At 37.8% G+C, this 19,938-nt stretch carries 19 protein-coding genes; all 19 read right to left on the reverse strand.

Annotation, left to right across the window (positions count from 1 at the left end):
* Nucleotides 1–178 precede the first annotated feature (178 nt).
* The gene (gene thrS, locus PSR12_RS17090) at nt 179–2,110 is read right to left on the reverse strand and encodes a threonine--tRNA ligase (RefSeq protein WP_274769891.1); all 1,932 of its coding nucleotides are present in this window, start codon (nt 2,108–2,110) and stop codon (nt 179–181) included.
* Between the two features lie 564 nt (nt 2,111–2,674).
* A complete protein-coding gene (gene dnaI, locus PSR12_RS17095) occupies nt 2,675–3,604 on the reverse strand; it encodes a primosomal protein DnaI (RefSeq protein ID WP_225341047.1) in 930 nt (309 codons plus the stop codon).
* A 27-nt stretch (nt 3,605–3,631) separates the two neighbouring features.
* Entirely contained in the window at nt 3,632–4,996 is a 1,365-nt protein-coding gene (locus PSR12_RS17100; RefSeq protein WP_257520342.1) for a replication initiation and membrane attachment family protein, read from the reverse strand.
* A gap of 16 nt (nt 4,997–5,012) precedes the next feature.
* The gene (gene nrdR, locus PSR12_RS17105) at nt 5,013–5,483 is read right to left on the reverse strand and encodes a transcriptional regulator NrdR (protein ID WP_004226277.1); all 471 of its coding nucleotides are present in this window, start codon (nt 5,481–5,483) and stop codon (nt 5,013–5,015) included.
* 187 nt (nt 5,484–5,670) lie between these two features.
* Nucleotides 5,671–6,693 carry a glyceraldehyde-3-phosphate dehydrogenase gene (locus tag PSR12_RS17110; protein ID WP_004226274.1) on the reverse strand — a complete coding sequence of 341 codons (1,023 nt, stop codon included), beginning with the start codon at nt 6,691–6,693 and terminating at the stop codon, nt 5,671–5,673.
* A gap of 205 nt (nt 6,694–6,898) precedes the next feature.
* Complete coding sequence (gene coaE / locus PSR12_RS17115) at nt 6,899–7,492, reverse strand: dephospho-CoA kinase (RefSeq protein ID WP_036078324.1); 594 nt, start codon at nt 7,490–7,492, stop codon at nt 6,899–6,901.
* Nucleotides 7,493–7,505: 13 nt separating this feature from the next.
* Nucleotides 7,506–8,378 carry a bifunctional DNA-formamidopyrimidine glycosylase/DNA-(apurinic or apyrimidinic site) lyase gene (gene mutM, locus PSR12_RS17120; RefSeq protein ID WP_257520343.1) on the reverse strand — a complete coding sequence of 291 codons (873 nt, stop codon included), beginning with the start codon at nt 8,376–8,378 and terminating at the stop codon, nt 7,506–7,508.
* 12 nt (nt 8,379–8,390) lie between these two features.
* On the reverse strand, nt 8,391–11,018 hold the full coding sequence (polA, locus tag PSR12_RS17125) for a DNA polymerase I (RefSeq protein ID WP_274769892.1): 2,628 nt from the start codon (nt 11,016–11,018) through the stop codon (nt 8,391–8,393).
* Between the two features lie 4 nt (nt 11,019–11,022).
* Nucleotides 11,023–11,175 carry a hypothetical protein gene (locus PSR12_RS17130; protein WP_274769893.1) on the reverse strand — a complete coding sequence of 51 codons (153 nt, stop codon included), beginning with the start codon at nt 11,173–11,175 and terminating at the stop codon, nt 11,023–11,025.
* 56 nt (nt 11,176–11,231) lie between these two features.
* Nucleotides 11,232–11,513, reverse strand: a complete 282-nt coding sequence (locus PSR12_RS17135) for a hypothetical protein (protein ID WP_274769894.1) — start codon at nt 11,511–11,513, stop codon at nt 11,232–11,234.
* A gap of 288 nt (nt 11,514–11,801) precedes the next feature.
* Nucleotides 11,802–12,218, reverse strand: coding sequence for a DNA polymerase I (locus tag PSR12_RS17140; RefSeq protein WP_221680978.1), 417 nt, complete (start codon nt 12,216–12,218; stop codon nt 11,802–11,804).
* A gap of 186 nt (nt 12,219–12,404) precedes the next feature.
* Nucleotides 12,405–13,415, reverse strand: a complete 1,011-nt coding sequence (gene hflC / locus PSR12_RS17145; protein ID WP_221680979.1) for a protease modulator HflC — start codon at nt 13,413–13,415, stop codon at nt 12,405–12,407.
* Complete coding sequence (gene hflK, locus PSR12_RS17150; protein WP_131521350.1) at nt 13,415–14,386, reverse strand: FtsH protease activity modulator HflK; 972 nt, start codon at nt 14,384–14,386, stop codon at nt 13,415–13,417. The genes hflC and hflK overlap by 1 nt, the downstream gene beginning before the upstream one ends.
* A 149-nt stretch (nt 14,387–14,535) precedes the next feature.
* Entirely contained in the window at nt 14,536–15,249 is a 714-nt protein-coding gene (locus PSR12_RS17155; protein WP_004226253.1) for an LrgB family protein, read from the reverse strand.
* Nucleotides 15,246–15,614 carry a CidA/LrgA family holin-like protein gene (locus tag PSR12_RS17160; RefSeq protein ID WP_221680980.1) on the reverse strand — a complete coding sequence of 123 codons (369 nt, stop codon included), beginning with the start codon at nt 15,612–15,614 and terminating at the stop codon, nt 15,246–15,248. The genes PSR12_RS17155 and PSR12_RS17160 overlap by 4 nt, the downstream gene beginning before the upstream one ends.
* A 351-nt stretch (nt 15,615–15,965) precedes the next feature.
* The gene (pnpS, locus tag PSR12_RS17165; RefSeq protein WP_274769898.1) at nt 15,966–17,501 is read right to left on the reverse strand and encodes a two-component system histidine kinase PnpS; all 1,536 of its coding nucleotides are present in this window, start codon (nt 17,499–17,501) and stop codon (nt 15,966–15,968) included.
* The gene (locus tag PSR12_RS17170; protein WP_004226247.1) at nt 17,498–18,214 is read right to left on the reverse strand and encodes a response regulator transcription factor; all 717 of its coding nucleotides are present in this window, start codon (nt 18,212–18,214) and stop codon (nt 17,498–17,500) included. The genes pnpS and PSR12_RS17170 overlap by 4 nt, the downstream gene beginning before the upstream one ends.
* 52 nt (nt 18,215–18,266) lie before the next feature.
* Nucleotides 18,267–18,707 carry a MaoC/PaaZ C-terminal domain-containing protein gene (locus PSR12_RS17175; protein ID WP_004226245.1) on the reverse strand — a complete coding sequence of 147 codons (441 nt, stop codon included), beginning with the start codon at nt 18,705–18,707 and terminating at the stop codon, nt 18,267–18,269.
* 158 nt (nt 18,708–18,865) lie between these two features.
* Nucleotides 18,866–19,804: a malate dehydrogenase gene (gene mdh, locus PSR12_RS17180; protein ID WP_004226243.1), complete on the reverse strand. Its 939-nt coding sequence runs from the start codon at nt 19,802–19,804 to the stop codon at nt 18,866–18,868.
* Nucleotides 19,805–19,938: the final 134 nt, after the last annotated feature.

A 19,938-nucleotide genomic window follows, 5' to 3' on the forward strand; every position in this document is an offset into this window, starting at 1 on the left:
TCAACCACAAACTTTGTATTCATTAACCTTAACTATATTAGCATGTATATGATAAGCTGTCAAATATTTATTTTCTTATCAGTGCTAACTTAACCAAAATGAAACTATTCTATACAAATGCAAGATTTATTTTATACAGAAACCCTCACTTTGGCAAGCAAGAGTTTCTAGTTAAAGATTATTTTGTAATTTCTGTTTTAATAGCTGATAGGAAATCCTCAAAGCTAATTGTTTCGGAATCTTTCGAGCCATAACGTCGAACATTTACGCCATTTGCCTCAACCTCTTTATCCCCGATAACAAGCATATAAGGAACCTTTTTCATTTGTGCCTCACGGATTTTATAGCCTAATTTCTCTTCACGATCATCCATTTCCACACGTAGACCAGCCGCTGTAAGTTGCTCTTCAATTTGCTTTGCATAGTCGAAGTGAGCTTCATTCGATACTGGAATAACTTCAACTTGTACCGGTGCTAACCAAGTTGGGAATGCACCTTTGTATTCTTCAATTAAGAAGGCAACAAAACGTTCCATTGTTGATACAACACCACGGTGGATAACAACTGGACGATGGGGTTTACCATCTTCCCCAACATAAGTTAGGTCGAAGCGTTCTGGTAATAAGAAGTCTAATTGAACTGTAGATAAAGTCTCTTCTTTACCAATTGCTGTTTTTACTTGAACGTCAAGTTTAGGACCATAGAATGCAGCCTCACCTTCCGCTTCAAAGTAGTCTAAGCCAAGTTCATCCATTGCTTCTTTTAGCATGCTTTGTGCTTTTTCCCACATTGCATCATCATCGAAGTATTTCTCAGTATCTGCTGGGTCGCGATAAGATAAACGGAATGAGTAATCATTAAGATCGAAATCTTTATAAACCTCTAAAATTAACTGTACTACTTTTTGGAATTCCGCTTTAATTTGATCTGGGCGAACAAAAATATGGGCATCATTTAATGTCATCCCACGAACACGTTGTAAGCCTGAAACAGCCCCTGACATTTCGTAACGGTGCATGGTGCCAAGTTCTGCAATACGCAATGGTAGGTTACGATAAGAATGCATGCTGTTTTTGTACACCATCATATGGTGAGGACAGTTCATTGGACGCATAATTAATGTTTCATTATCCATTTCCATTGGTGGAAAAATTGAATCTTGATAATGATCCCAGTGACCAGAAGTTTGATAAAGCTCTTTAGAACCTAATACTGGTGTATAAACGTGCTTATAGCCAAGTGATAATTCTTTATCGACAATATAACGTTCAATAACACGACGAATTGTTGCACCATTTGGTAACCAAAGTGGTAAACCTTGGCCAACTTTTTGAGAAGTTGTGAACAGTTCTAATTCTTTTCCGATTTTACGGTGATCACGTTCTTTTGCTTCTTCTAGCATTTGGAGGTGGTGTTTTAATTCCTCTTTTTTGAAGAACGCTGTACCATAAATACGTTGTAACATTTTGTTATCAGAGTTCCCTCTCCAGTAAGCCCCCGCTAATGATAAAAGCTTGAATTCACGAAGTTTACCAGTAGATGGTACGTGGATACCACGGCAAAGATCAAAAAACTCGCCTTGATAATAAATAGATACTTGCTCATCTGCAGGAATGGCTTCAAGTAACTCTAATTTATACTCATCACCAATTTCTTCATAAAGGGCTTGTGCTTCTGCACGGCTTACATTTTTGCGTTCTACCTCAAGGTTTTCAGCAATAATTTTCTTCATTTCTTTTTCAATGGCTGGTAGATCTTCAGCTGTGATTGGTGTTGGTGAGTCGATATCATAGTAGAAACCACCTTCAATTACCGGACCAATACCAAGCTTTGCATCTGGGAATAGACGTTTAATAGCTTGCGCTGTTAAATGGGCAGTTGAATGACGTAAAATTTCAAGTGCTTCCTCATCATCTTGTGTAATGATTGCAATTGTTGCATCCTCTTCAATTGGTGTTTTTAAATCCACTAACACACCATTAATTTTACCTGCATACGCTTTTTTACGTAAGCCAGGGCTAATAGATAATGCTACGTCATCAGTTGATGTGCCTTTTGCAAATTCCTTTATAGCGCCATCTGGGAAAGTTAATTTAATCATTTCTGACATCTTCTTTGCACTCCTTTGTTTTTGATAAATACATAATGCTTGATGATTGGCTGGAGCAATGTTTGTGTGACTCTACCGCTTGGTTTGAGCGGAGTCGTTGCTTTTTTGAGCATTTCTCTGTGCAATCAGAGCGGCATCTTCATGTTTCTGAGCGGTTTCTTACTCTCTAAGAGCAAGTTAACCACTTTCGCAAGCGACTTCCCTTCCTATAGGAGTGGGGCCATCACTTCTCACATCGATTTCAATGAAATCGGAGAAAAATAAAAAAAGCTCCGTCCCTCACAAAAGGGACGAAGCGTATGCTCGTGGTTCCACCCTTCTTCCTTCCGACTTATATAAAGTCAGACGAAGCTCAAGGCTAGCTAACGGGCTAGGGACCGGCGAAAGATTATCCCTTTCGCTGCTCAGTAGGTAGTAAATAATGTGCCCATACTAGGAAGTTTTCAGCCAATGACTTCCCTCTCTAAAAGCTGATACACAAAATTCATGTCCTCATCAATGCATATTGATATTAAGTATATGAGTCAGTATACGCTCGATTGTCGAAAAATGCAACTATCAATGTTACATCCGACGATTTTTGCCTCGCATTTCGATCGGCACTGTTAGGGCTTTAATTCGTTCCATAATTCGTCCCGCTTTGACAACCTCAATATCACCTTTTTGTGACTGTGCTAAGTGATGCTCTAATTCTTCATAGTTAAAATTAGACGTAATAAAAGTTGGCAATTGCTCTGCCATCCGATAATGGAAAATAGTCCCCAAAATTTCATCACGTGTCCAGGCAGTCATCGTCTCCGCACCTAAATCATCTAGCATTAAAACAGGAGCCTTTTTAATATAATCAATTTTCTCATTCAATGTATTATCACCAATGGCATTTTTCATTTCTCGTAAAAACTCTGGAACGAAAACTACCACAGAGCGGATTTTAATAGATGCTAATTCATTGGCCAATGCACCAAGTACAAAGGATTTCCCAACACCAAACTTACCATATAAGTAAAATCCTTTTGCAGGTAATTGACCAGTTTCTTTTGTTATTTTAACAAATTGAGCTGCTTTTTGTGCAATCGCCACACGTGATTCATCATCAATACTTAAATCATGAATTGTTGCTTGTAGCACATCTTTTGGCATATGCATACTTGCAATCATATTCGCAACATCTCGACGCTCTTCTTCCCTAATCTTTTGCTCACAGCGCACATAGTCCATTTCAATAGAATTCCGAACAACCCTTAATGTAGGGAGGAATCCTTTTAAATAGTTTGTACAATGTTCTGTATTATCACACCCACAGCACTCAGTAGATTGACTAATAAACTCATGCAGTTTAGGTAAATTTCGCTCAACATTGTCATAGCTTAATTCATCTGCATGCTGCGCTAAAAATTCCTGCACATGCGGATGCTCTAAAATTTCACGTCGCATGGCTTCATAGCGTTCTTGGAACGAGGGTACATTAATTGCTCGCTTTAGTGGTCCATTTATAGGTTCGATTACTGCTCACCTTCTTTACTATTCGCTTTTTCCTAGCATCTCTAATATTTTTTGTCGCTCTTTTTCAAAATCTATAGTACTAGAGGTAGATTCCTCTTGATTTTCATTTCGTTTATAGAACCATTCAGGCACTTTTTCTTCACGTTGATATCTTGAACGTCCCTTAGTCTGTTGACTCGTTTTATTGGAAGTTTGCGGCTTGTTTTTCCAGGCTGTATATTTATCATGCTCTTGGCGTGCAAGTTCCATTGCTTCCTTAGCTGTTTGGACATTTTTTCTTACCCAATGATCGGCAATCGTTTCCACATATTTTTTAGGGAGCTTCATATCTGTTGTTAGCATAACGTATTCTAACAATGCATTGACCACTCCAATTGGCATACCATGTTGAACGATTAAATTTTCTGCAAGCTGGACAGAGGTTTGTAATGGTTCTTTACCATTATTTATATCTCTTAAAACTTGGACAGGCGCCGTTGTTTCTAAATAGTGTTGAAGCTCCTGATCCTTGGTTTTTTGTCCCGCATCTGCTACTGGTAAAGGCTCGGTGACACGCGCAAGTTTTGGCGGCTCCTTGGATACGGTTAATTTATAAAAATCAGCAGCAGCCTTTCGTAAACGTTCCTGAGAAATTCCTAAATCATCATCTAAAGCAAGTATTACTACTTTTTGCATATCAAGGGCTGTTAAATGATATAAAAATGCCAACTTGGCTATAGCTTCACGCACCTCAAATGTCAATAAATTAGAAGGTACCAATTGCTCAGACAAACCCGCTTGCAATAAATCAAAATCGAATTGCTCCAAATAAAAAGGATATACTTTTTGCTGTTTATCCTTATGACTTGTATCCACTTGTAAATCTGATGGAATATTGGCATGCACAGGCTTATAGACATCAATAAAAGCACGAGATACATCCTTAAACGCCGAGTCCTTTACAGGTGACATAAAGCGCTGACGTAAGTTGCGATAAGCCTGCTCTCCAATTTTACTAAACAAAAACATCGACAGCAGCGGGTCTTTCATAAAGCTATCAGCATCTAATGGGCGCTGTAGCTCATATAAAAAACTACGCTCACCAGCATTTTCTTTTTTCCATGTACGCAGCAAACCAATAGCTTCTAATGCAATTCGAGCCTCAAACACTTTACCAATTGGTAGCCCTAGCACATTCATTAAATAATAATGTGTCATTTGCTGCTTTGGCATTTGCTCTGCTTCTGCCCACAATGTTAAATAGAGGCTAACTGGCTCTGATCCCGTTAATGGTTGATAAAATAATGTAACTAATTGACGCTCTTGTGTAGAAAATGCATGAGGTAGACGAATGTCGAAAGGATCGCCAGGTTGCAATTCCTTATATAAATGAATCAACGTCATTCATCCTCTCTGTTTGCTATGATTTCTTCTCCGTTTGACGTTGAATAATGTCCTTTATTTCCTCAATAAAGACATTGATATCTTTAAACTGACGGTAGACCGACGCAAAACGCACATAGGCAACCTCATCAATTTTGGCTAAGCGGTCCATGACCATTTCGCCAACATCTTCTGAGCGTACTTCCGAATTCCCAATACGACGAAGATCTTTTTCAATGGACAGAACAAGTTCCTCCAGCACATCAAGTGCCACTGGACGTTTTTCACAAGCACGAATAAGCCCACGAAGTACCTTCTCACGGCTAAACTCTTCTCGTGAACCTTCCTTTTTGACAACGACTAATGGCGTCTCTTCAATTTTTTCAAACGTTGTAAAACGGAAGCCACATGACTCACATTCACGACGTCTACGTATTTCTTTATTATCATCTACTGGCCTCGAATCCACAACACGCGTTCCGTTAAATTGGCAAGATGGACATCTCATATAATTACTCTCCTGGTTTACAACAATTTAATATATCTATTATAACAAATTTCCTACATGTAAGAAAAGTGCATTCACGTTTGTGGTCTCATGATAAATCTAAAGCACCTGAAGTACAAGATAAGTTTCTGTAAAAAAAGAGCACATTGAAACCTTTTCGATTTCAATGTGCTCTCTATAGAAATTATTACGCGTTTACCGTTTCTAAAGCATTTGCCACTTTTTTCACAAGGTCCACAACGCGTGCAGAGTAGCCCCACTCGTTATCATACCAAGCAAGTACTTTTACTTTGCGGTTGCCTAACACCATTGTAGAAAGCCCATCAACTGTTGAAGAATAAGTTGTTGTATTGTAATCAGAAGATACTAATGGCTCAACAGAGAAATTAAGGATCCCCTTCATTGGACCTTCTGTTGCCGCTTTGACAAATGCTGCATTGACTGCATCAACTGTTACATCTGTATTTAAATCTACTACAAGGTCAACTAAAGATACGTTTGGTGTAGGAACACGAAGTGCCATACCATGAATTTTACCTTCTAATTCAGGTAAAACTAATTTTAATGCTTTCGCTGCACCTGTAGATGTCGGGATAATGGATTGGGCGCATCCACGTGCACGACGTAAATCTTTATGCGGATTGTCTAAGTTCTTTTGGTCATTAGTATAAGCATGAACTGTTGTCATTAAGCCATTCTCAATACCAAATGTGTCATTCAATACTTTTGCTACTGGCGCTAAGCAGTTTGTTGTACAAGAAGCATTTGAAATAACATCATGTTTAGCAATATCCAATTTGTCATCATTCACACCTAAAACAATTGTTACATCCTCGTTTTTACCTGGTGCTGTTAAGATTACTTTTTTCGCGCCAGCTGCTAAGTGCATGGCTGCTTTATCACGTTCATTAAATTTTCCCGTAGCTTCAATCACGATATCTACACCCATTGTAGACCAAGGTAATTTTAATGGATCACGTTCACTAATTATTTGAACACGTTTACCATTTACAACTAAAGCATCGCCTGCTGGTTCTACCGTACCTTCAAAAGTTCCGTGATTTGTGTCATACTTAATCAAATGTGCTAACGTTTCTGCAGGATAGCTTGCGTTAATCGCAACGATGTTTAAATCTTGTTGTACGATAGCCTGGCGGAAAACCATACGTCCGATACGCCCGAAACCATTAATAGCAATTGATACTGTCATTTATAATATCCTCCTGTGAGTACATACTCAGATTAATTAATTATATACTTTATGGTGATTAGTATAACACAATTTTAAAAAAGATGAACATTATATATTGAGAATATAAAAGTTCTTATTTTCTGAAAAATTATTCTTTATTATGGCGTTTCCCCATAAAAAAATGCGTAGCAAGGTGCCTTGCTACGCATCATAAAAGAACTCATTAAATAACATCCCAATAATGCAGGATTTTTTTTAATTGTTCTTCAGTACTTTCTATATTTTCATTATTATAAATGACCGCATGTGCACCCTTTTCTTTGACAGACATCGGCAGTTGAGAGTGCATACGTGCCAAGGCATCTTCTTTAGATAAATTATTTCGTTCCATTAAACGTCGAAGCTGAACTTCTTCACTGACCGATACCACAATGATACGTTCCACAAAATGTTGAAGCTTACTCTCAAATAACAAAGGAATGTCCATCACCACATGTTCATGTCCTGCTTCTAAATAGGCATCACGCTGACGTAACATTTCTTTTCTGATTGCTGGATGCATGATATCATTTAACGTTTTACGTTTTGCAGGCTCATGGAATATGATATCTCCCAGCATAGTTCGATTTAAATTGCCGTCCTCAAGCAAGATAGCTTGTCCGAAGCTTTCAGCAATCAATGCTAATGTCTCTGTTCCAGGTTCTACGACATCTCGTGCTACAACATCTGCATCAACAATCGGTAAACCCAGTTCGCTCATCATTTTAGCTACTGTACTTTTTCCACTTGCAATACTTCCTGTAAGTCCGATAATCATTGCTAAATCCCCTTTAATGTTGACAATTTGGGCAATAGACAGAGGTACGCCCTCCAATTGTCATTTGACTTGTAGCCGTTTCACATGCTGGACATACCTTTTTCCCATACATTTTTAATCGATTCTGCATACTCCCGGCTTCCCCATTAATATTCCGATAATCAGAAATAGTTGAACCACCCGCTTCAATGCTTTGACGTAGGACAGCAACAATCTCCTCAAATAATGCTCGCTTCCGCTTTTCACTAATGCGGCTCATTTTGCGTGCAGGGTGAATTTTCTGAGCAAACAATGCCTCTGTTGCATAAATATTGCCACAACCCGAAATGACTTGCCCATCCATAATTACTTCTTTTACGGCTTTATTTTCATATTTCGGTAGCTTAGATTTTGTTATAAAAAAATCACATGCATGCTCATCAAATGGCTCTGGTGCCATTTTTGTCAATGGCGCATGATCTTCAATTTTTGTCAGAAAACGTAGTTCACCGAAGCGACGAATATCTGAATAAATCAAGTATCCCCCATCTGCCATTTCAAATGTCGCATGGATATGCTTTTGAAATTTCGCCTCATTGATTTCTTCGGGTGAATTCACAACAAACCAAGCACCTGTCATACCTAAGTGACTAACAAGTACGTATGGAACATCATCCTTCAGCAAATGAAAGAAAATATATTTGGCTCTTCGTTCAATTCTGGTAATGGTCATCTGGGACAAAGTACTTTCAAAAGCATCAGGCTCTGCTTGTTTGACAATACATTGTTTACCCTCACTAAAAGAGAAATGTACTCGTTCAGAAAGCTTAACCTGTTGAATGGTACGTCCTTCAACTGTTGGCTTCAATGCCTGGACGACACCCTCTACCTCTGGTAATTCAGGCATTTGAATCCCTCCTTATTTTGCCTCGTACCATGTTGAGCCATGATTAAAATCTACTTTAAGCGGTACAGCAAGCTCAATAGCGTTTTCCATAACTTCTGGTACAATTTTTTCTAGTAAGGCAATCTCTTCCTTTGGTGCCTCAAAGATCAGCTCATCATGCACTTGAAGCAGCAGTTTTGCCTGCATCTTTTCTTTTTTCAATCGAGCATCCATATCAATCATTGCCTTTTTAATGATATCAGCTGCACTACCTTGAATTGGCGTATTCATCGCCGTACGCTCAGCAAAGCTTCTTAAATTAAAATTTGAGCTTGTAATATCCGGTAAATAACGGCGTCTATTTAATATCGTTGTCACATAACCATTAAATTTCGCATTTTGTACAATGTCATCCATGTACTGTTTTACACCAGGGAAACTCGCGAAATACTTTTCAATAAAATTAGCCGCTTCCTTACGCGTAATATCTAAGTTTTGTGATAGACCATAATCACTAATACCGTAGACTATTCCAAAGTTAACAGCTTTCGCTGCGCGACGCATATTACTATCAACCTCATCTTCTGACACATGAAATACATCCATAGCTGTACGTGTATGAACGTCCATTCCTTCACGGAAAGCCTCAACAAGGTTTTGATCTTCTGACATATGCGCAAGAACGCGTAATTCAATTTGCGAATAGTCAGCAGAAAATAATATCCAATCCTCTTTTGAAGGTACAAAGGCTTGACGAATTTTGCGGCCCTCCTCTAAACGAATTGGGATGTTTTGTAAATTCGGGTCTGTTGAGCTTAAACGCCCTGTTGCAGTTAAAGCTTGCTGGAAGCGTGTATGCACTTTACTATCTGATTCATGAATCTCCTTTAGTAAGCCTTCAATATATGTGGATTGTAATTTTCCAAGTTGGCGATACAACAGAATATGTTCGATGATAGCATGCTCTGACTGTAATTTTTCTAGGACATCCGCAGCAGTTGAATAGCCTGTCTTCGTCTTTTTAATCACAGGTAGCCCTAGCTTATCGAATAGAATCACACCTAATTGTTTTGGTGAATTAATATTAAAGGTTTCTCCAGCTTCTGCATAAATTTCTTGCTCAATTACCACAAGTTTATCATTAAGCTCTTGCCCCATTTTCTCTAACGTAGCACGGTTAACCGTAATCCCTTCGCTTTCCATTTCACCTAAAATCCCTGCTAATGGTAGCTCTAGGTTTTTATAAAGATCGAATTGTTCATTTTCTTTTAATAAGGCTTCCAGTTTCGGCTGTAATGACCATACTGCAAAAGCTTTACGGCTAACATGCTGTGCAAGTTGATCCAAATCAGGAATTGCACGCTTAGCACCTTTTCCATAAACCGCTTCATCTGCTTGGACATCATAGTAGCCTAATTCCCTTGCAAGTGTTGCGATATCATCGCCACTTAATGCTGGATTATTAATATAAGAGGCAAGTAGCAAATCAAAGTCAACGCCAGCTAATTGAATCCCAGCTCGCTTTAATGATGCTTGAGCTGCCTTAGAATCGGACATATATTTTATTTTTGTGGCATCTTCTAGCCAACGACGGAGAGTATCTGATTTTGCTGCATTCTCAAATGGAATATATTGCGTCTTTATGCCATCTGATAATGCAATTCCTAGCTGCTGACAAGTATGATAGTGCTCGTTTTCAAGCTCTACATGCACAGCCATCACATCTTGTAAATCCTCAGGTCGAACTTCCTGAACAAGGTCATAATCGAAAGGAGCTTGCTCTTTTTCCTGCACTGTAAAGTCACTTTTATCAAGCAGCGATTTAAAGCCAAGCTCACGCCACACATTGATTAATTCATCTTCTTTTGGCCCATTATAGGCAAGATCAGCCAGTGAAATAGTGATTGGAGCATCCGTATAAATCGTTGCCAGCTTCTTACTCATGATGGCCTGCTCTTCATTAGCTACAAGCTTTTCCTTCATTTTAGAAGCTTTCAACGTATCCATTGCTTCATAAAGTGCTTCAACGGAGCCATGCTCTTTTAATAATTTTACAGCCGTTTTTTCCCCGACGCCTGGTACACCAGGAATATTATCGGAGGAATCCCCCATCAAGCCTTTCATATCAATAATTTGGAGCGGCGTTAACCCGTACTTTTCCGCAATAAAAGCTGGTGTATTTTTCTCTATTTCCGTAATACCCTTTTTCGTTATATAAACAGTTACTTGCTCTGTCGCCAGCTGTGTTAAATCACGGTCTCCAGAAACGATGATAACATCCATATCCTGCGATGAAGCCTCTTTTGCAAGCGTTCCGATAATATCATCTGCTTCATATAATTCCTGCTCATATTGCTTAATGCCATACGCATCAATGAGCTTTCGTAAATATGGAAATTGCTCTGATAATTCTGGTGGTGTCTTTTGACGTCCTCCTTTATATTCTGTAAAGGTTTCATGCCGGAATGTTGTTTTCCCCGCATCAAAAGCAACCAATATTTTTGTTGGCTGTTCTTCCTCTAATATTCTTTGTAGCATTGTTGTAAAGCCGTATACAGCATTAGTATGAATGCCACTATCATTCGTTAGCAATGGCAACGCAAAAAACGCGCGATACGCTAAACTATTACCGTCCAATAATAGTAATTTTTCCTTGGTCATGATTTTATCCTCCTGCGTTGTCTTCTACTTCTACTTTATCATAACAATACATTTCAAGTAAAAAAAGCAGGCGTCCATCCTCAAGGTTATCCATTATTTTTAATGGTTTATCCACCACTTTTAAGGCTCTATCCGTTACTTTAGCATTCCTATTCATTCAAAAAAGCCAACCGCTCGCACAGCGGTTGACTTGCTTAAAATATTTTAACATCCTTAACGCATATTACCTATAATAGACGAACGACTATCCTGCATTTTTTTTACAAAATTAGTCATTACATCAAAAGCCTCATTCCGTTTACTATTCATGCTTTGTAAACGGAGCATATCCATTTGCTGAGAATTACTTAAAGCATCCATTTGACCTTGCTGTGCATTCAAATCAGTTAGCTGCTGATTTCGTTGTTGAACACCTTCTAGTTGATCCTTAAGTTGATTTTCTAACAGCTGTGCTCGCTGTGATTGAACTGCCTGTAATGCCGATTCTAGATCCATGCCTTGAATATCGATTGGTTGAATTTGGCTATTAGTAGAGGACCGCTCTGCCCCACTTCATACATACTAAAGGTTAAAACTCGGTTAAAAAAATCTAATTTTCATTATGGTATGTATGTATCCGCCTATCAAGTTTAGTCATTGACTATTCTCAATATCTTGACTGTACTACAGATTAAATAAGGGCAATACTGACAAATGTTAATAATTTACGTGTTAACAAGGCATAAAAAGCAAAAACTTTCATTCAAGGACAAGTCTCCTGTGAATGAAAGTTCCTAATAGTTGTTATTGATTTGAAGTACGATAAAAAACTTCTTCATAGATGACAGTTAGTATAAATGCATTCATAAAAGCAAACACAAGGAATAACGGCATGCCACCTAATTGTAGATGTGTTAGCTCTTGATTAAAGACCATTACTGTACTAATTTGTGCTAAAAAGAAGATTAAGCCAATTCCAACCTGCCAAATAGGACGCTTGACCTTTCTTTTTTCATACCAAAATAACTTCTTAAAAAGGTTTCTTACATCATCTGCAATAATGATACTGACTAAAAAGATACAAACAAAAAACACTGGTATATGATAAACACTCTTCGTCACCCACGAAAAATCGGATAGACGGTAGAAAAGTGTTAATATCGAAGCTATACTACAAGCAATTCCTAAATTTTGGAGCCATTTGCTAATTTGTAATTTCAAAGCCCTTACCCCCAACTATTCTTTTTTAAACATTATCATTCTATCAAATTATAGTTGATTGGGGAATACAAACTTATAAATTTCTATTATTTTTATACTATAATAATTCGATTTCACGGATAGTTATAATTCTAGTGCAACAAGAAAGTCGTCTCCTAAAAGACAGAGACGACCTTTAAACTGCGTTTATTTTATATAACCAGACAAGATGTTGGCATATGGTGAAGTAGCTGGCAAGATAATAACCGTATCTTCCCCAACCGTTTTCTTATAGGATTCTAGTGTGCGGTATAAAGAATAAAATTCAGGATCTTGTGAGAAAGATTTATTGTAAATCTTTGCAGCCTCTGCTTCTCCTTCAGCTTGAATTAAAGCAGCTTCTTTACTTGCTTTAGCAAGCATTTCTTGTACTTGTTGATCCGTTTGTGCCTCAATACGACGTTTCTGTGCATCTCCCTCTGAAAGATACTTTTGTGCAATTGATTCACGATCTGAAATCATATTCGTAAAAACGGATTGTTCATTTTCAGTTGGTAAATCAATGCGACGTATACGTACATCTACTACTTCAATACCATAGTTATCGTTGGAAAGAAGTTCATTAACACGTTCAGTTACTTGATCGTTGATGCTGCCTCGCGAAGAATCCTCATCATTTATAATCTCAGTATAGTTAATTCGGCCAAGTTCAGAGCGAATAACAGAATAAATGAACTCTTCCATACGTGATTCAACTTTTTCTATCGTACCAGCATTCGAAATTAATAACTTAGGGTCTGTAATACGCCATACAGCATAATTATCAATAATAATTCGTTTTTTATCCTTTGTATTAATCTCTTCTTCCGAAATCTCATATGTCATTTGGTTTTTTGGTAACTTCGTGACACTTTGAATAAAAGGAATTTTTATATTTAAACCTGGTTCACGCTCAAACTTAACAACCTCTCCAAACTGCCGAACAACTGCATACTCTGATTCTTTAACGATATAAATATTCGTTAATAAAGTAATCACTAGAGCGAATATGACCGTTAAGGTTACAGCTAGAGAGATATATTTTTTAGGATTCTTCGGTCCTTTCTTCGACATTTTCACTACATTGTCTCCCGAATCACCTTCTGAAGGAGCAGCTTTTTTACTTTTGCCAGATAAGAAATTGAGGAATTTTTCTAGATCCTTATTTTTTTGGTCCATTAGTTACCGCTCCCCTCTTTTTTCTCTGTTTGTGTCTGTTGCGACTGTTGAGGCTGTAGTTGCTGAAGTGGTAAATACTTCATCGTACTACCATCATCATTCATAATGTAAATTTGGGCTTTTGGTAAGACATTTTCAAGCGTCTCTAATATTAATCGCTCTCTTGTAATTTGCTGATTTCCCTTGTATTGCTCATACATTTTATTAAAGACGGCTACATCTCCTTGAGCTTGCTCGATACGGGCTGTTTTAGTACCTTTAGCCTTTGACATAATAGCATCGCGTTCACCCTGAGCCTCATTAATGCGTTGGTTTTCATATTTTTCAGCTTCATTTATTTTTGTATTTTTCATTTCACGTGCATCTGTTACAGCAGTGAATGCTGCACGCACATCTTTATTTGGCAATTCTACATCTTGCAATTTCACACCTAAAACGCTTATTCCAATATCGTATTTTTCAATAAGAGAAACTAATAATTGGCGAGTATTTGCTTCGATGTCAGCTTTACCTTCCGTTAACGCTGCATCGATAGAAGAACTTCCGATTATAGAACGAATGGCACTCGATGTCGCGCTATGTAATATTCTTTCGGGATCTTGCGAATTAAATAAAAACTTATTAGGCTCTGTAATTTTCCATTGAACAACAAGGTCTGTTAAGACAATATTTTCATCCCCTGTAATCATTTTTGTTTCAGCGTCGTATGCCTCTAGCTCACCTGCTTTATTTTGCTTATAACCAAATTGCAGACTAAATGTTTCTTTTGACAAAATTTCTACGGATTGGACGGGCCAAGGTAATTTAAAATGAAGACCTGGATTTGTTACTGTATCATCGGCACGACCAAATGTAATAACCACAGCTTGCTCTGATTCATCTACCGTGTACCATGAAGTAAAAACTGTAATAAGTGCAATAATTCCAAATATTCCAAGTCCAACAATCATTAGTGTCCTTTTCACACTCATGTCTGTTCCTCCTTTTGCTTAGTACTATTGTTTACGGTGAACCTTTATAAAAAGTTTCAAAATATTTTCATATAATGCTTGTAAAGGAGAGAATCCTCTGTATCTCATGCTTAACAAAAGCTTTTTAAAGCAAAAAATCCTGTTACCTTTTATGGCAACAGGATATTGATAACCAGATGTTCAAATACTGGGAAAATGGTTGTGGATAATACAATACTAATTAATGCAGCAACGATCATCGCTAGACTAGCAAATGTGCCTTCTAGCTCTCCAAATTCAAATGCTTTTGATGTACCCGTTCCATGAGCACCCATACCAAGCATTAATCCTCTAGATGAAGGTCTGTGAAAACGACATACTTTGATAACGATTGGTGCTAACAAGCTCCCTAAAATACCAGTCGTCATAACGAAAACAGCTGTAAGGGTAGGAGAACCACCAATCATATTAGAAATATCCATCGCAATAGGAGTTGTTACAGAACGTGGCACTAAACTATGCACCAACTCATCATTTAAGCCCACCAATAGAGCCATCATAAAGGATGACACAATAGCAACCGCAGAACCAACAGCAATGCTGATGAAAATTTCAAATGCGTGTTTTTTTAATAGGTTGACATTTTTATATATAGGAACGGCAAACGCAACGGTTGCTGGTCCTAGCAAATTTGTTAAGACACTCGCTCCAGAATTGTAGGATTTATAAGAAATTCCTGTCAATAGTAAAATACCTATAATTACTAAAGGTGTAATCAGCATAGGTGTCAGCCATTCTTTTTTATATTTCTTATAAAACATTTTACAAATATAAAAAATAGCAACGGTCCCAAGTAAACTAACAATGGCGATTAATAAAGTCATATCGCATCACCCTTCTTTCGCTGCTCTAGCCATTGTGCTGTATACCCCGTTACAAACATTACCACAATGGCACTCGCAACAATGACAAGCACAACCTTCATTCCTTGCACACCGAATAAGGCATGATAATCAATAACACCGATGGCAGATGGAATAAAGAATAGTAAGAGTTCACTTAATAGTACGGCTGCTCCTAATTCAATCCATTCAAGCTTGATTATATGAAACTGTAACAGCAAAAATAATAGGACAAGTCCTATTATACTCCCTGGAATCGGCAAGTGAAGTAGGCGTGCAATAGTATTTCCGATTAATAATAGGATATAAAGATAGCCGATTTGCACGATACTTTTGACGATTTTCATGGTCATCCTTCTCTCATTTTTTTCTCTGCCTCAACAGTCAGGAAAACACGATTCGAATGATAAGAAGGTTGATTCACTGACTGTCAAAGCGTTCGTCTAACAGACAATCGCGGATAAGATGGTTGTTAAACTTTATGCTACTATACTTTACACCTATTTACGTTCCCTGTAAAACAGAAAAAGAACCTAGTGTCTAAAAAACACTAAATTCTTTCTGTGGCGAATATAAAGCAGTTAAAAATCTTCTATTAGATTTTTATGGTCATCGTCTTAACAATCATATTGGGGGTTTCTAGTAATAAGTATAGTGCCCTAATATGAATGTAACATGTTGTTCATGTAAAGGATTTGTTAATTTTTCGGAATCATGACAATCATTTTAGTTCCTATGCCGACTTCGCTCTCTACTTGAATTCGGCCATGATGAGCCTCTACTAAATGCTTAACAATCGCTAACCCTAAGCCTGTTCCACCAGAATTACGACTTCTCGCTCGATCCACCCGATAAAATCTTTCAAAAACGCGCGCTATTTCATGTTTTTCAATGCCAATCCCTTGATCCTCTATTTCAATAATGCCATGTGTTTCATTTTCCTTTAATCGAATAGAAACAGTCGTATTTTCAGGAGAATATGTAATCGCATTGGTTATTAAATTCGTCACGATCTGAATGATACGATTGGCATCCCCCATAACCTGAACATCTCGTTCGATATCCACCTGGAAGCTCATATTTTTTTCATCCAATCGCGGAGCTGTCAATTCTGCTCCACGAATTAGAACATCCTGTAAGCCCATCGGCATAATGTTGACAGTAAAACCATGCTGCTCGATCTTTGAGAGCTCTAGTAAATCTTGAATCAGCATTTGAAGTCGATTACTTTCTTTATATATAATCTCCAAAAAGGAAATCAGCATTTTTTCGTCTTTATAGGCCCCATCCAATAAAGTTTCTGAAAAGCCTTTAATAGATGTAATAGGTGTGCGTAATTCATGTGATACATTCGCAACAAAGTCTTTCCGAATTTGTTCTAATCGAACTAGTTCCGTGATATCATGCATAACGATAACAACGCCTAGCCATCGTCCATGATCTCCGATGACCGGTGCCCCATAAACTTCTTTGTTATAAAGCTCTTGCTGTACTTCCATTTTAATTTGTTGTCGATAAGGCATTTCTGTCAGAAAGACATGATCGATAAATTGTTCTAATGATTTAGGTAAGCCTATTGTACGAAAAACCTTTCCTTGGACATCATCAAGCTGCATTCCAAAGCGCTCTAGAAATACTCGATTTACAATGGAAATATTTCCTTCACGACCAATCATCATAAGGGAGCTCCCCATATTTTCAATTAAGGTTTTCAGTCTTTCTTCCTCTACTTCTCGTATCGTTGTAATATCTTGCAAATTCCGTGCCAATATGTTTATAGAATGACTCAGTGGTATCATCCGTTCATGTTCATTTTCTTGAGCACGCGCACGATAGTTACCCTTTGCAAGCTCAAGGGCAGTGTCTGTCACATTGTCAATCGGTGCAGTAAAGTTACGTATCATATAACGACTTATAATTGCTATTAATATCAACGTGATGGTAAAGAGAATAGCCAGTACTCCATAAAGGCGAGCACGCACATAGTTCAATAAGGATTCGTCTCGTTCCATAGCCTGAGCTGCGTACAAGGCTTCCTGATCTTCCTTCGTTAAATCCATTTTGCGTTCATTGATTACTTGGTCCATTGATGTCCTTATCTCAGTTGTTGCTTGCTCGTTATATTGCTTGATATAAACAGGAAAAAGCTGACCTATAACAATCATTAGGACAGCTAGTATCGTTCCAAGTAAAAGCATGAATGTCAAGAATAAGCGGTTGCTCATCGATTTCATGTCGTTTTCGGCTCCTCAAATTTATAACCAAGGCCTCTAATTGTTTTAATAAACATCGGCTTACGGCTATTTTCTTCAATTTTATCGCGAAGGTGGCTAATGTGTACATCCACAATTCGAGTATCGCCAGCAAAATCATATTTCCATACAGCACTTAATAGCTGATCACGTGTTAATACACGATTTTTATTTTCAAGTAAATAGATGAGTAGCTCAAACTCTTTTGGTGTAAATTCCAGTGCCTCATCCTGTAAAAATACTTCAAATCGCTCTGGGTACACGCGCAGTTGTCCAAATTCATACATTTTTTCCTGCGCAACATCCTTATCATCTGCCACAACGTTTTGCGTGAAACGTCTTAATACAGCCTTGACACGCGCTAAAACTTCACGAGGACTAAAAGGCTTTGTCATGTAGTCATCTGCTCCCAACTCAAGACCAAGAACTTTATCAAATTCGTCATCCTTAGCAGTTAGCATAATAATTGGCGTATTCATACGTTGCTGTCGTATTTGTTTACAGACCTCCATGCCATCTAGTTTTGGAAGCATCAAATCTAAAAGAATTAAATTTGGCTGTAAGTCGATTGCTTTTTCAAGCCCTTCCTGACCATCAGCAGCAGTTTCCACTACATAGCCTGCCTGTTCTAAATTATATTTCAATAATGTTGCAATCGAAAATTCATCTTCAATTACTAAAATCGTTTTTGTCATGTCTAATGCCTCCGTTAGTGATTTGAAACCCCCATTTCAAATCTCAAGACGTCTATAGCGCAAGTGGTGGAGTCACAAGCAATAAACCTTCAATTACAAGCTGCTTCTGCTCATTATATGAGTGGACAGATACAGTGATGGTATTGTCATATTTATTGATTGCTGTAACCTCTAATAGCGTATCGAACAATTCATAATGATAGAGAGGTCCTAAATATTTTAAATGTTGCTCAATAATTCGTGCACCTGGTCCCGGAATATACTTTGACACAGCTGATGTAATAATACCATTTAACATAATTGTCGGCACAATTGGTTTTTGAAAAGGTGTCATAGCAGCATAATCATGTTGAATATAAAGTGGATTACTATCGTTTGTAAGCCCTAAATAAAGCAATAGATCCCTATCTTCAATTTTTTCAGTGATATGGATTTTTTCGCCAACTGTAATTTCATCGATTGTGAGACCAAGTTTACTATTTTTTTGAAGCAAAGATACGCCAACCCCTTTTCTATCATACTACCTTCATAGTATCAATTTTATGCTAAAAGTACAATGAAAAGCAGAAGATCCTTACCTTTCTCGACCCTGGAAACATAAAAAAATGAGCAGGAACATTCCCTACTCATTTTAAGATTTAGACTGATATTTTACACTAAAATTTTCATCACATTACGAACTGCTTCTGCCGATTGATCTAAAGCTGCTTTTTCTTTGTCCGTTAATTCTAGCTCAAAGATTTTTTCAATACCGTTTTCGCCAAGTAATGTTGGAACACCTAAGTATAGATCATGATAGCCGTACTCGCCTTCTAAATAAGCAATAGATGGTAAAATACGTTTTTGATCTTTTACAATAGCTTCAGCCATCTCTATTAGTGCCGCAGCAGGTGCATAATAGGCAGAGCCGTTACCAAGTAAGTTGACAATTTCTGCTCCACCATTACGCGTTCGGTCAACAATTTCTTCTAAACGTTCAGCAGAAATAAGTGTTTCTAACGGAATACCACCAGCAAATGAATAACGTGTTAACGGTACCATTGTATCACCGTGACCACCTAATACAAAACCAGTGATATCTTTTACTGAAATCTTAAGTTCTTCTGCCACAAATGCACAGAAACGAGCCGTATCAAGAACACCCGATTGACCAATAACACGGTTTTTAGGGAAGCCAGTTTCTTTGTATACTGTGTATGTCATGGCATCAACTGGGTTTGTCAGTACAAGGATTGTAGCATTTGGTGAATGCGTAGCAATCTCTTTTGAAACAGTTTTCATAACACTCTGATTGATTTGTACAAGGTCATCACGACTCATACCAGGTTTACGTGCAACACCAGCAGTAATAATCACTACGTCAGAATTCGCCGTATCTGCATAATTGGAAGTACCTTGCACATAAGAGTCAAACCCTTGTATTGGTGCTGCTTCCCACATATCTAGCGCCTTACCCTTTGTTGGGTTTTCTGCCTGTGGAATATCCACTAATACGACGTCACCAAGTTCTTTCTGAGCTGCTAAAAATGCTGCAGTAGCGCCTGTAAAACCGCCACCGATAACTGAGATTTTTTTTCGTTTCAGAGACATTTGAATACGCTCCTTTAAAATTAGGTTATATATTTTAAAAGAGGGAGGAGACATCCATCTCACTCCCTCAATTAAACAAGTTTATCGTAAATATTCAATTAAAATTTACTATCACCCTAATTATATCGGCAGAA

This window comes from Lysinibacillus sp. G01H (genome assembly GCF_028872195.1).
Taxonomy (GTDB): Bacteria; Bacillota; Bacilli; order Bacillales_A; family Planococcaceae; genus Lysinibacillus; species Lysinibacillus capsici.